Here is a 12,510-nt window from a genome sequence, read left to right on the forward strand (position 1 = left end):
TCAGGCTCTCCTGGCCAGGTGCTGCTGGGCGACCACGGACGCCACAATCATAATCAGTCCGGCATAGGTGGCGGGATAGATGGATTCGCCCAATATATTGGCAATGAAGATCAGGGAGAGAAACGGGCTGATATAACTGATGTTGCTGATCAGGGCGGTGTTGTCCGCCAGTTTCAATGCTTTCAGCCAGAGAATGTAGGCAATCCCCATTTCAATGACGCCAATATAGGCCGCTGCAGCCAGCCCTTTAACGGGCACTGGCCAGAATGATGAAAACAGGGCTGTGGCGCCGATGATCCAGGGCAGTCCGGACAGGAAGCAGATCAGCAGGCCGACTACCTGGTCACCCTCCCTGCGGGTATTGAATATCCAGTAAAGGGCCCAGATCAGTGTGCTGGAGAGGGCTAACAAGACTCCGGTCGGACTGGAGAAATTCAGACTGCGAAACTCTCCCCGGGTGCAGATCACCAGAACCCCGCCATAGGCCACCAGGCAGCAGATCAGGCTTTTCAGGGTCAGCCGGTTTCCGAGCAAGGGAATGGCCAGTAATGTCAAAGCCATTGGCCAACTATAGTTGAGCGCCTGGGCCTGCTGGGCTGGCAGCAGGTCATAGGCGCCAAACAGGGCCAGATGGTAGAGAAAAGGGTTCAGCAGCCCAAGCAGAATATAAAGCCCCGGCGATTGTAAAGCCTGCTCTCGAATCAGTCGGGTCTTGCCCTGGCCGATGACGATGCCGCCCATCAGTATTGTGGAGGTGAGCACTGACCAGAAAACCAGTTGCCAGGGGTCCAGGTGATTCAATGCGATTTTAAAGGCGGTGGCTATGGTCGACCAAAGAAGAGCGGTCGCCAGGGCATACAGGCAGGCTTTTGAGTTTGAGGTCATTGATACAGCTGTTGCGGTTAAGGGTGCACTTTAATGGAGTTGGGTGGAGTGCGCTATCTTAGCTTACCCTCGAACAAAGAAATAGCTTGGAGAAGTCGAGGGCGCAACAGGTTGGAAAATAGCCGACAGACGTTTTTCAGATTATCCAGGTAAGTCTATTTCGAGCTTGGTTGATTCAGTGGAAAGACATTCCCTGTTGATGGTGGCAGCTGGCTTCCACTCAGAATGCCAGCTGTCACCCTTCCAAAAAGTGTTTCCAGGCTCTGGCGTCACTCTATAACCGCAATATCCACATGGCGGTTGTGTATCCTGCCTTCATGGGTCTGATTGCCGGTTTCAATAACTCCCCCCGCTTTGGCATCAATACGGTTGGAAGCCACTCCGGCATTGACCAGATAGGCTTTTACCGAGTCTGCCCTGCGTTTTGACAGAAGACGGTTGTAAGCGATTTCACCACTGGAGTCAGTGAACCCAGTGGCCAGGAAGCGTTTGCCCGGTTGCTCTTTTGCCATTATGACAATCTTGTCCAGCTTATGGCGCGCTTTTTCTGTCAGTGCGCTGCTGTCAAAGTCAAAATAAAGGGTGCCCAGCTCTTTGTTCAGAGCACAACCTCGTTCATTAACAGGAACCCCTGCCGGTGTGTTGGGGCACTGGTCCATGCCATCAGCGACTCCGTCTCCGTCACTGTCGAGAGGGCAGCCATAATCATCAACCATGACGCCCGCCGGTGTGTTCGGGCATTGGTCCATATTGTCCGCAATACCGTCGTTATCCGTATCCGGACAACCTTCTGCATTGACCATCGTTCCGTATGGGGTGTCCGGGCATTTGTCCATGGTGTCGACTACGCCATCGTTGTCAGTGTCCACTGGGCAGCCGGTCATATCAACTTTGGTTCCCGGAGGGGTGTCGGGGCATTGATCCTTGCTGTCTAGCACTCCGTCCCCATCACTGTCACCGTCCTGAAGGCCACAGAGAACGCCTCCGAGGATGGCTCCTCCCAGTGCTCCCCATCCCGCCGACTCACCACTGTCTGTGGCTCCAAGAAGGCCACCCGTACCTGCGCCGATCAGGGCACATTTACTCCATTTACTCATGCTGCCATCTCCGGCACAGCCGGTAAGAAAAACAGTGACCAGGAACAGAGCGAACAGTCTGTCGGGCGTGGAGAAACGCATGGTTCTTACTCCAAGTGAGTCAGTGTATTGGTGTTAATGGTTTTGGCTGAAGTTATTGACGTTTGATACAGGGTTTTAATATCTGTCTGGGAAAACAAGCAATCATGCTTTGCTCATTGTGTTCTGGGTTGGACCGACTGGAGTATAGGCTACTTTTTATCGCTTATCGTGAAAAACACTTTGCTGTCTCCTTTTTCATGGGTAGGGAAGCGTACGATGTTTTTCTTTTGCTATGGAAATTCGATGGGGCAAATTGGAGTGAAACTGAAGCCGGTACGGTTCTGAAAATAAAATAGGGTGCTTCTTTATTCAATGGCATTTTGTTAAGGCTTACTTTTACCCGTGTATGACCGATAAAGAGGGGCATGAATACCCTGAACGCAATGGCTTCACCGGCATTGTCCCTGAGGAGCGGCTTAACCCGCATACTTCATGCAATATTCGGTTTAAGGCATTTTGCTGTTTTAGCAGCATTGCTGGCTGCTTATGAAAAAAGTGGGGCTGATGTGGTTGTGCACAGGGCTGTGGAACCTGCACGACTCAGTCTGGATATTCATTTGTCCGGCCAGAGTCTCTCCTTGTCTCTGCTGATTCAATCCTCCTCGGTTCGTTATGTTGCCCTGAATGCCGACAGACAGGATCTGCTGGCGCAACTGAAAAATATTCAGCATTTTGCCAGGCCGACCCGTTCTGCGGGCTGCAGGCAAACCTTGTCCCGATTCGATGAGGTGAGTGAGAAAGATGAGCAGAACACCGGTCAGTTCATCAAGGGGGAACAGGTCTATGACTGCCAGCGGCCTGGCCAGCTGAATGTTATGAATATTGAGCTGTTTCGAAGGTTGCCTGGCCTTAAGGAGGTGGCCGTCAGGATTACCACCGACCACTGGCAAAGTAAGCAGATCCTCAGGCCTGGGCAGTCGGTACTGGCGATCAGTCCGGGACGGCACCAATGACAGGTAGGGTAACAGAGACAATGGATAACCCTGAAAACCAGGCTGATGCAATTGTTATTCGTGATCTTGAGTCGCTTCACCAGGCGGATGGCATTCTTAACATTCCTGAACTGGTGGTGGCCGCCGGGGAACGGGTTTGTATTCAGGGGTCTAATGGCTCTGGAAAAACCTCATTACTAAGGGCCCTGACAGGGCTTCTGGGTCAGTACAGTGGAAAGCTGCAGGTGCTGGGCAATGATTTAATGGCCATCCATTCCTCCAAACTGGAAAGAATGAGAGCGGACCAGGTCGGTTTTATCTTTCAGCATTATCGCCTGGTTCCTTATCTCAGCGCTTACGACAATATCCTTCTGCCCTGTTACTTTTCTGAAAGAAGGCGAAAAGCCGCTGTCGCACGTGCAGGCAGTGAAGCGGAAGACGCCTTCCGGCTGATTCGTCAGCTGAGTCTGAGGGACCCTTCCCGGTTGTCCAAAAATGCATCGGAATACAGCGCCGGGCAACAGCAGCGGTTTGCCATTGCCAGGGCACTCATCGGCAGACCAGCTCTGGTACTGGCAGATGAGCCTGCCTCGGCCATGGATGCACGGGGCAAGGGGGCGGTCTACCGGCTGTTACTTGAGGAGTGCCGGGAAAGTGGTGCCACTCTGATATGCACCACCCATGATGATAATCCTGTTGAAGGGTTTGACCGGTTTGTGGATATGGATGCCCTGAACCAGGCCAGAGAGCGGGAAAACCGATGGTCATAATCAAAATTCTGGGGAAGAGCCTTGGAAAGCGTATTGGTCAGAGTCTGGTTTCTACCCTGGTTCTGGCATTCAGTATCACTTTGCTGCTGGTTCTTGGTCAGATTCATGAGGGGGTGCAGCGTTATGCCAGGCAGCTGTCTTCGGGGACTGACTTGATGATAGGGGCGCCCTCACAGCCGGCACACCTGGTGTTGTATGGGTTATTTCGTATTGGTACGCCTCCCCCGGAGATTTCCTGGTCGCTATTTGAAGGCATTGCCAATGATCCAGAAGTGGCCAGTGCCATACCAGTCTCCACCAATGAAAGTCATAAGGGCTATACCGTAACGGGAAGTGTTGCGCATTATTTTAAGCGGCTGCAGTTAAGGGCGGTTAACTATATCAGTGCTCCGGGGCAGAGCATTGAGTTCCGCAGTGAGTTTTCAGCGTTTATTGGGTCTGCTATTGCCCGGGAGTTGCAATATCAGCCCGGTGAAAGTCTGACGGTTGCCAGAGGTGCTTCTCCTGGCCTGAGTGATGAGTACCCGGCCCGGTTTTTGATTCAGGGGGTTTTGACGGAGACCGGTACTTCACTGGATAGCAATATCATTGTTCCCCTGGAAGGGCTTCGCAAAGCCAGGATGGACCATGGTCTGCCGCCGGATGCCTTGAGTTTCATCCTGGTGAAACTTCATAGCCGGCAGGCGCTGTATACGGTTCAGGCCAGGCTAAAACAACAGTTTGGTTCAGCCGTTGAGGTGGCCATTCCTGCTGTAGAGCTTGAACAGTTGGGGTATTACGAAAAAGTGATCAACCATGTGTTTCGTGCCATGAGCTTTGTGATCGGGTTGCTGGCCCTGATCATGATTTTCTTTAATCTGTCGGCGGGGTTTGCCGAACGCAAGCAGGAAATCGAGTTGTTGAGGATGGTGGGGGCTCGTCCTTTTCTTATAGCGGGACTGGCACTGGCGGAGCCTCTTTTGCAGATTATGATGTCTTTGCTGGTGGGAGCGGTTTTTTATCTGGTAACCCGCATGGTTATTGGTAGCTGGGTGCCGGCAGCAGAGGGCGTTGAGCTTACCTTTAATCAGTTATCCTGGATTATGCTGTTGGTGGTTTTTGGCTTTATGGTGGCCTGCTGGCCGGCCTGGCGGATTTACGGGGTCAGTAAAAAGCTATAGACGGTAGGAGGTGAAGTAGCTTTCCTGTAAAGATATACACCAACAGCAGTACACATTTCACCCATTCGCTTTGTGAGTATTGCTTCGAGGCTAAGCAGGGTGGTGCACCCGCGGATTTCTTTAAAGCCTGAATCGTGTATCATTTTCTGTCCAAATCTCTCTGCTCCTTTCAACTATCAGGAAAGGACGTTCTTTTGATTACCCCAGGAAAGTTGTTAAAACCACCTCAATCATGCAAAACGACAGCATTGTTACAATGGATCAACACCCAGAAAACTCCGGGGTTAAAGGCTCCGGGCTGAACCGTACCTTTTCTGTGGCTCCGATGCTCGACTGGACCGATCGCCATTGCCGCTATTTTCATCGGGTGCTCTCGGCCCATGCCCTGCTGTATACCGAAATGGTGACTACGGGGGCTCTGGTTCATGGCGATAAGGATCGATTTTTACAGCATGATGCATTTGAATACCCACTGGCACTTCAGTTGGGAGGACATGACCCGGAAGATCTGGCCTGGTGTGCAGCCCTTGCAGAGGAACGAGGGTTTCAGGAGGTCAATCTGAATGTCGGTTGTCCCAGTGACCGGGTTCAGAATGGTCGGATTGGTGCCTGCCTGATGGCTGAACCTGAGACGGTTTCCCAGGCCGTCAGGACCATGAAAGACCGTGTGGATATTCCAGTGACGGTCAAGCATCGTATTGGCATCAATGGGCGGGAATCCTGGCAAGAGCTGGTGGATTTTGTGGGTACGGTGGCTGATGCCGGTTGTGATGCATTTATTGTTCATGCCCGTATCGCGATCCTGGAAGGCCTTTCTCCCAAAGAGAACCGGGATGTGCCTCCTTTGAAACCGGAATGGGTTTATCGGTTGAAGGCATTGTTCCCCCATCTGAACATCAGTATTAATGGTGGCATCAAGACATTCGCTGAAATCGATCAGCATTTGAAACAGGTGGATGGTGTGATGCTGGGTCGGGAAGCTTACCAGAACCCCTACTTGCTGGCAGAAGTAGACGGTCGACTGTACAACGGGCTGCAAGCGGTAATTCCCCGTTCGGAGGTGATCGAAAAGATGCGCCCCTATATTGAAGCGGAACTCCGTCGGGGAACCTGGCTAAGTCATATCACCCGCCATATGCTGGGTCTTTATCATGGGGTTCATGGCGGTCGGCGTTTTCGTCGTCATATCAGCGAAAACGCCCATAAGCCAGGGGCTGGTATTGAGGTGCTGATGGAGGCCGTTGAGAAGGTTGAATCCATGGGGAGTGACAGGAACGCCTGAGTTTACGGCCATTGCTGCGCTCCTGAAACAGGCCGGATGCCCTGTCAGGGAGAGGAGGGCTCCGGTTGGCCATACCGTTCAAGCTGCTTCACCAGGTCGCTGAATGCTTTCCGGTTGTTCTCGTTGAGGTTCATCAGAACCCGGTGGGCATCGAGGACCCGGGCATGATTTGACTGCTCACAGCTGTCTTCACAGTTCAGTTCCTTCATGGTGCACTGTTCAAGCAGGTTGTCCCGGTCTTCAACAATGACAAAGATCCGCTCAAAGCCCATGCTCATCAGAATTCGGGTGATGTCCGGCTGGGGCGAAATCAGAACCGGTCGCTGGTCCAGCTGCTGCTTGGCCTTGATGGACAGTTTGGCCAAAAGCCCAAGGGATGTGCTGTCGATGGTTTCGGTTTCAGAAAGGTCCACTACCACAGCACGAAAACCGGGTTCTGTGAACATGGAGTTTAGAAACGCTTCAAGGCTTGGGCAAAGGGTCAGGCGTACTTCTCCGATCAGCTTGAGTACGTAAGTACCCTCACTTTCGGCAAACTGGATTTTTCCGGGAATCATGATCAGTTCCGAGCCAGTATCAACAGGGCAATGTCATCGGGAGCTGCGTCAACGTCATTCAGCCCCAGTTTTTCAGCAAGTGCCGATACTGTGTCGGCTCCTTCTCTGATGACAGATAACAAGTGTTGTTCCTTTTCCTGAAGGCTCTTCTGGGGAAGAACCTCAAGGATACCGTCGGACAGGATAGTCAAGGTGAATTGCGGGGGCAAGTCTATAGTGACATCCTCAAAAACAGCATCCTCAAACAGCCCTACGGGCAGGCCTTTACCTTCTACGAACGCCACCTGGTCGCCAATGGCAAGGATAGGCAAGGGGTAATGGCCGCCAAAGGCGTAAGTCAGCGTCTGCTCCCGGGTATTCACAACGCCGCCAAAGACCGTCACGTGTTTTCCCAGGCCTGATTTAAGCAGGTTCCGGTTAATGTAATTAAGGACATGGGAGGGCTTGACCCTGGCTCTGCCCCCATGGGACTGGTACTCCTGCAGCAGGTTGATAGACATGTGCTTGAGCAGGACAGTAACAAAAGCAGAGGAGGCGCCATGGCCAGAGACATCAGCCAGATAAAAGGCGAAGCTGTGGTCATTCAGGGCAAAATAATCGACAAAATCCCCACTGAGGTAGAGTGATGGAATGATGTGATGATCCACCCGGAACCCGTCGTACTGGAGGGGTTCTTTCGGGAGCATGTTCATCTGGACTTCGCGCCCGGCTTTCTGGTCTTCCTGCAGTAATCTCAGACTGTTTTCGAGAGTGTGAATCGCTTCTTCCAGGCTTTCCCGGTAGCGCTTGTTTTCCATCTGCAGCTGGGCATTCTCCAGGGCCCGGTTAATGGCGTACTCAAGTACTTCAAGGTCGACGATGGGCTTGATGATGAAGTCACTGGCTCCCAGCCTCAGGGCTTCAACAACGTCCGCCATGATGCCTGCGCCGGAGACCACAATGAACGGGGTTTCCAGGGATTCGCTCCGGACATTGCGCAGCATGGTCAGCCCATCCATTATGGGCATTCTCAAGTCGCAGAGTATCAGGTCTGGAGACTGCTCTCGAAAAATGGCCAGACCCTGCTCACCGTTCTCCGCTTCGAGAATGTTGAAACCACTGGCTTTCAGATAGGCAACAATGCTCTCACGTACGATCGCGTCATCATCAATCACCAGGATGGTACTGCTAGCCATACTCATACCAGAACCTTTAAGACTGTGGTTCTATTCACCAGAGCTTGAGCTCGATACATTCGAAAAGCGAACCCCGATACAATTTTAAGGAAAACATACTCCCAACCTGCAGTTGCTGCAAGCTGGCCGTCTGAACAGCTGTCTTGATTGTCAGGTGCTGCGCCTGCATCGAGGTCAATAATAGGCGCCTTTTCAGAAGTCGTCTTCGGGTTGTTCGCCTGTGATCAGGAATGCCCGTCTTTGCAGGTAGCTGTCTTTGATAAAGGTATAGCGATCACCAACGATCAGTTCTTCTGCATCCAGAAGCCTGGCCCGGGTATTGATGATATCGACACCCCGTGCAATCAGGCGCTCTCTCTCCGGGTCGTGGTAACTAAGAGGGTTGGTGTACATATCCGGTACCAGGCCTATTCCCGAGCGGGCGGTATAAGGGCCAAGGAAAGGAAGAACAACATAGGGCCCGGAAGGAGCACCCCAGCTGGCAAATGCCAGACCAAAGTCACTGTAGCGCTGTTCGAGCCCCAGGGGAGTGGCGACATCAATCAGGCCCAGCATGCCAATGGTGGAGTTGATCAGCAGTCGACCGGTTGACACCAGAGCGTCTTTTCCTTTCAGCTGAAGACCTGCACTGGCGGCGTTACGCACTTCACCCAGGTTGCTGAAGAAATTGCCCACCAGGCCCTGAACCGGTTTGGGGGTGACGAAGTCATACCCTTTAGCGACCGGCTTAAGGGCATAAGTATCCACCCAGTCATTGAACTGAAATATCTTGCGGTTCATTCCCTCCCAGGGATCGTCATAAGAGACCGGGGAAGAGGCGAAGAGCTGCACAGGAGCCACCAGCAGTAACATGACTGCTACTGTGCGAATGGCAGTAACAGAAAAACGGTTCATGATGGATGTCCTCGTTCCTTGTCAGTGAAAAGTGGCTGCAGGCCTTTCATGATTGCGCCTGAACGCTTCCGTGCCATAACGGATATCGTCATTGTATAACGTTTGTAAAGGATGATCACCGTATGAAAGCGCGTTCAGAGTAAAAAGTTGACTTCCCCGAACCATCGCCATTGATATTATTATAAAATAGTTTGGGATCCGGATATGGTATGAAAATTGTATCCAAAAAACACCAGTCGCCTATTGTAGACACCCCTTCTGTGAGGTGACAACATGAGCGACGCGTTGGATAATTATGTACTGAAATCAGTTTGTTCAAGGAGTGAACATGGTAGAGAAGCATCGAGAGCCTGCTGCAATAAGGAGTGGCTCCGAAGAGACAACCCCTGATGCAATCGCTGTAGTGGGGATATCGGATGATAAAATTCTGAGCCTGCGGCAGGCGTATCTGAACGGTCAGCTGGTGGTTAACAGTGAGCGCCTGGCAGATAAAATGCTCAGTTTTGAGCGACAGATTGAGATTGTCTTTCCTGAAGAAGACGGTTCCTGAGGCTTGATCATCGAGGGTGAATACAGTACGCTTCAATTCGCTTTCTGCAAGGCTCAGCACCGGGGGTAACCGGGTCTGATGCCAGAGGCTCCCGTGGCACAGCTGGATAGCGCGGCCCCCTCCTAAGGGGCAGGTCAGAGGTTCGAATCCTCTCGGGAGCGCCATTAAAATCAAAGAGTTACAGCGATGTAGCTCTTTTTTTATGGCCGAAATTTGCCAAATGAGAACAAAGCTGAGAACAAAACAACCGTTTAAATAATGTTCGTCGTTTACCGGGAGCCTTTCACTTTCGGGGCTTTCCGGATGTAAATTTTCTTACCCTTGAGCGTCTTGTGGCCGGAGTGATTGCCTTCGTGATCGGACACCCCTTTTGCCTTCAAATCGTGAAATGTGAACCGCTCTTCCTCGCTGATTTTCCCTGCCGCCACCCGTCGGCGCATGGAGTCTTTGAACCGGCTGGAGAAGTGTTTGGATGAAATCTTTGAGCCGTCTTTATCATGGAATAGATGTTTACTGTTCGGGTTGTTGCAGGCTTGCCTTGCCATGCGGACGGCTGCTCTTAATCGGCGGTTCCACAGGGTGATTTCTGGCAGGCTGCCCTTGGTGCGTTTGATGTAGATGCCCTCGGTCAGAAGATCGTCATAAGTCAGGTTGAAGACCTCTATTTCCCGGGCTCGACACTGGTAGGCAATTTCCATTGCTGCACGATAGTAGGGCTGCATGAGGCGCCGCACCTTCCGATATTCCTCATCCGTTACATACCGGTCTCGGGGCTTCTCTTCCCAGCGAGGGATATTGATGGTTGGGCTGGTTTGGGGAATGTCATCATTTTTGAGAATGGCCCAGCTCCAGGCTGCACCAATAAAGCTCTTTATCTTGTTTTTTGTGGTATTCCCGTTCTGGGTCTCCATAAACCGCACTAGCATGGCGGCGGTGATCTTGGATAGCGGGGCATCACCCAGGCGCTTCCCGGTTTTCTCACTGACCGCATTGACGATCCTGGGGTAATACATCTCTCTTTGTTCTCGCTGAGTCTTGATGCCCCGCTTTTTGAATTCCGGACTGGCTATGAACTCAGAAAGCAGCCACTCCAAGGTCTTTACCTTGCTTTCTTTGATCTGGGAGAGGGTTTTGAAAAGAACCCCTTCCGGCATATCTATATCCCCGAGAATGATCCGCTTCCCACGCTTTGGCTTGCCATTGATGCAGCCGAGGTAGGGCCAGTAGACCAACCGGCCCCGGTAAATATAAACATCCTTCGGGTATTTTCTTTTACGTCTTGTCACAACTACTACCAATCAAAGTTAGACTCTTTGTCGTTGGCAAGGGCGTCGTTAACCGCTTTGACGGTAGTAATGACCGAGCCACCCTTTCCCCGAAAGTACGCAATACCGTTGTTTTTCAGAAAATCAAGAAGAGCTGCCGTTTGGGAAAATTGGGACCACTCCTTCAATTGATCTTCTGTTATGAGCTGCTCTGAACTCTTCATACACCCCCCTTCCTAAATAAACGCTAACTCTCTAATTTTCTTCACGGGAGCTCCTTTTCTAAGACCTCTCCCGGTCTCCAGTAGTTCCGATTTTATTTGACTCATAATTCCCGCCTAAAATTCCATCCTGGCTAAGGTGAGGTATATCCCAGTGTTATACGGCTTGAGCTATACAGTACCCAGCCCACATGTGGAACACGGCAGGGCTTTTGTACTCACCGTGCTCATTACGATCAAAGGAGTAACGAACACTTGATGAGTTAATAAAGCTCTCAAAAGCTTTTCTTTGTTCTCCTTCATCATTTAACAGCTCGATCAAGCTAGATTTTTTATCGGTTTCTTTTCTTGATAGCTCTGAATACACCTTTAACTCTCCAAACATTTCATCTGAATTCATCATTTTTTAGTCCTTCATCTATCGCCACATAACAACGCAAAGCATCGGACGCTTCACGCCGATGTTCGCAAGGTTATGTTGCTAAGCCAGCATCTTTATGTGATTCAACAACAGTTAATTTTGGCCTCACTGTTACGCTTTCGCACCGAACCCATTTCCACTCTTCGGCGGGTATATCTTCTTTCTCATCGGTTAGCGCAAAAAGAGCTTCCTCAAAGTCAATTGCTATCACGTATTTCATCTCGTTTCGATAGGCCACCCAGGTATTAGCGTGGAAGCTGTAGCTATCAAACTCTTGTCTGGTCATAGAGATTTAACTCCTCTTTCAATTTGATCACCGATCCAACCAATACCCTGAAATATTGCGGCAATCATGTATAAAAAATACAATCCAATACACACGCTATTTCGAATACCCCCTTTTTCTAGTTGACAAATCTCGATATCAGCACCAATCGGTAAATGTTCTGGTGTTATGTGACCTTAGCCAGCTCTGGCGTTTCATAGATGTTGCCAATAACTTCGTATCGATCAGTTGCCACATCAGAGATTGACGTACCATTAACACCAGCATGGTTTACATGACGAAGAAGGAATGTTCCAAATTTGAAACATATTTCCGCTGCATACTCTCCATCAGCTTTCACAAGATCGCCCTCGTAAATCTCTTTTCCGTTTTTATCTTTCAATCCGGTGAACTGCATAATCTCGCAGTCCAAGTCGTACATCATTGGGCCAGTAACATCGTTATCAGGACCCTCTCCAAGAAAGCCTATACAACCTGTTTCTGGGTTCACAGTTACCATATATTCTGGCTCCATGTCCTGGGTAAAGAACATTTCTTCGCACTCCTTATCCCAGCCTCTGAATTTAAGTTCACGCATTGTTTTGATCCTGTTCCGAGTTAAAAGGTACACATGACAAATTAATGTAACGGGCTGCCTGCGGTAGCCGATGATTGAACGGTTATTCGTCTTCGTCGTTAAAGTCTGTATAGAGCTTGCTTGCAGCGTCAATCGAAGCGTACAGGTTCTTTTCAGCGACTTCCGTAGAGACAAAACCTGTCCTTTCCGGATCAATAATGGATGCTGCTTGCTCTACGGCCTCAGTCATTAGATCAACCAGTTCTTCAAGCCTTTCAACATATTTGCTGTTGTATTTTTCCATTAGTTGTTTCCGTTTGTTGGCGCATGGCGCAGTGTTAGATGCCATCTGCAACTTCTTTTTCTAACAGCCGCCTT

General features: G+C 50.6%; 16 protein-coding genes and 1 tRNA gene. 6 read left to right on the plus strand and 11 right to left on the minus strand.

Annotated elements, in window-relative coordinates:
• Both ACNRUY_RS04060 and ACNRUY_RS04065 read right to left on the minus strand, forming a co-directional pair.
• On the minus strand, positions 1-885 hold the full coding sequence (locus ACNRUY_RS04060) for a DMT family transporter (RefSeq protein ID WP_488110367.1): 885 nt from the start codon (positions 883-885) through the stop codon (positions 1-3).
• Between the two features lie 269 nt (positions 886-1,154).
• Positions 1,155-2,063 (minus strand): OmpA family protein, encoded by a 909-nt coding sequence (locus tag ACNRUY_RS04065; RefSeq protein WP_488110368.1) that lies wholly within the window; start codon positions 2,061-2,063, stop codon positions 1,155-1,157.
• 365 nt (positions 2,064-2,428) lie between these two features.
• Between ACNRUY_RS04065 and ACNRUY_RS04070 the strand changes: the two genes are divergently transcribed.
• The 4 genes from ACNRUY_RS04070 to dusA all read left to right on the plus strand — a co-directional run bounded on the left by ACNRUY_RS04070 (position 2,429) and on the right by dusA (position 6,207).
• Positions 2,429-3,016, plus strand: coding sequence for a ZrgA family zinc uptake protein (locus ACNRUY_RS04070; RefSeq protein ID WP_488110369.1), 588 nt, complete (start codon positions 2,429-2,431; stop codon positions 3,014-3,016).
• Positions 3,013-3,765 (plus strand): ATP-binding cassette domain-containing protein, encoded by a 753-nt coding sequence (locus tag ACNRUY_RS04075; RefSeq protein WP_488110370.1) that lies wholly within the window; start codon positions 3,013-3,015, stop codon positions 3,763-3,765. The genes ACNRUY_RS04070 and ACNRUY_RS04075 overlap by 4 nt, the downstream gene beginning before the upstream one ends.
• Positions 3,756-4,925 carry an ABC transporter permease gene (locus ACNRUY_RS04080; protein WP_488110371.1) on the plus strand — a complete coding sequence of 390 codons (1,170 nt, stop codon included), beginning with the start codon at positions 3,756-3,758 and terminating at the stop codon, positions 4,923-4,925. Before ACNRUY_RS04075 ends, ACNRUY_RS04080 begins: the two co-directional genes overlap by 10 nt.
• Before the next feature lie 256 nt (positions 4,926-5,181).
• Positions 5,182-6,207 (plus strand): tRNA dihydrouridine(20/20a) synthase DusA, encoded by a 1,026-nt coding sequence (gene dusA, locus ACNRUY_RS04085; RefSeq protein ID WP_488110372.1) that lies wholly within the window; start codon positions 5,182-5,184, stop codon positions 6,205-6,207.
• A gap of 44 nt (positions 6,208-6,251) precedes the next feature.
• Here the strand turns inward: dusA and ACNRUY_RS04090 are convergent, their stop codons facing one another.
• The 3 genes from ACNRUY_RS04090 to ACNRUY_RS04100 form a co-directional block, all read right to left on the minus strand.
• The gene (locus tag ACNRUY_RS04090; protein WP_488110373.1) at positions 6,252-6,764 is read right to left on the minus strand and encodes an STAS domain-containing protein; all 513 of its coding nucleotides are present in this window, start codon (positions 6,762-6,764) and stop codon (positions 6,252-6,254) included.
• A 2-nt stretch (positions 6,765-6,766) separates the two neighbouring features.
• Positions 6,767-7,939, minus strand: a complete 1,173-nt coding sequence (locus ACNRUY_RS04095) for a SpoIIE family protein phosphatase (RefSeq protein ID WP_488110374.1) — start codon at positions 7,937-7,939, stop codon at positions 6,767-6,769.
• A gap of 192 nt (positions 7,940-8,131) precedes the next feature.
• On the minus strand, positions 8,132-8,833 hold the full coding sequence (locus ACNRUY_RS04100; protein WP_488110375.1) for an MlaA family lipoprotein: 702 nt from the start codon (positions 8,831-8,833) through the stop codon (positions 8,132-8,134).
• 328 nt (positions 8,834-9,161) lie between these two features.
• On the opposite strand from ACNRUY_RS04100, the gene ACNRUY_RS04105 reads away from it, so the two are divergent.
• Together ACNRUY_RS04105 and ACNRUY_RS04110 are read left to right on the plus strand one after the other, a co-directional pair.
• Entirely contained in the window at positions 9,162-9,383 is a 222-nt protein-coding gene (locus ACNRUY_RS04105; RefSeq protein WP_488110376.1) for a flagellar biosynthesis anti-sigma factor FlgM, read from the plus strand.
• Between the two features lie 87 nt (positions 9,384-9,470).
• Positions 9,471-9,547 (plus strand) — tRNA-Arg (locus ACNRUY_RS04110).
• A gap of 105 nt (positions 9,548-9,652) precedes the next feature.
• On the opposite strand, the gene ACNRUY_RS04115 is transcribed toward ACNRUY_RS04110, so the two are convergent.
• The 6 genes from ACNRUY_RS04115 to ACNRUY_RS04140 all read right to left on the minus strand — a co-directional run bounded on the left by ACNRUY_RS04115 (position 9,653) and on the right by ACNRUY_RS04140 (position 12,436).
• Positions 9,653-10,669, minus strand: a complete 1,017-nt coding sequence (locus tag ACNRUY_RS04115) for a tyrosine-type recombinase/integrase (RefSeq protein WP_488110377.1) — start codon at positions 10,667-10,669, stop codon at positions 9,653-9,655.
• Positions 10,670-10,674: 5 nt separating this feature from the next.
• Positions 10,675-10,872 carry a hypothetical protein gene (locus ACNRUY_RS04120; RefSeq protein ID WP_488110378.1) on the minus strand — a complete coding sequence of 66 codons (198 nt, stop codon included), beginning with the start codon at positions 10,870-10,872 and terminating at the stop codon, positions 10,675-10,677.
• Positions 10,873-11,026: 154 nt separating this feature from the next.
• Positions 11,027-11,272 carry a hypothetical protein gene (locus ACNRUY_RS04125; protein ID WP_488110379.1) on the minus strand — a complete coding sequence of 82 codons (246 nt, stop codon included), beginning with the start codon at positions 11,270-11,272 and terminating at the stop codon, positions 11,027-11,029.
• Positions 11,273-11,342: 70 nt separating this feature from the next.
• A complete protein-coding gene (locus ACNRUY_RS04130) occupies positions 11,343-11,576 on the minus strand; it encodes a hypothetical protein (protein ID WP_488110380.1) in 234 nt (77 codons plus the stop codon).
• A gap of 166 nt (positions 11,577-11,742) precedes the next feature.
• On the minus strand, positions 11,743-12,153 hold the full coding sequence (locus ACNRUY_RS04135) for a YopX family protein (protein WP_488110381.1): 411 nt from the start codon (positions 12,151-12,153) through the stop codon (positions 11,743-11,745).
• 82 nt (positions 12,154-12,235) lie between these two features.
• The gene (locus tag ACNRUY_RS04140) at positions 12,236-12,436 is read right to left on the minus strand and encodes a hypothetical protein (RefSeq protein ID WP_488110382.1); all 201 of its coding nucleotides are present in this window, start codon (positions 12,434-12,436) and stop codon (positions 12,236-12,238) included.
• Between the last annotated feature and the right edge of the window lie 74 nt (positions 12,437-12,510).

The sequence above is a fragment of the Endozoicomonas sp. Z74 genome, assembly GCF_057680865.1.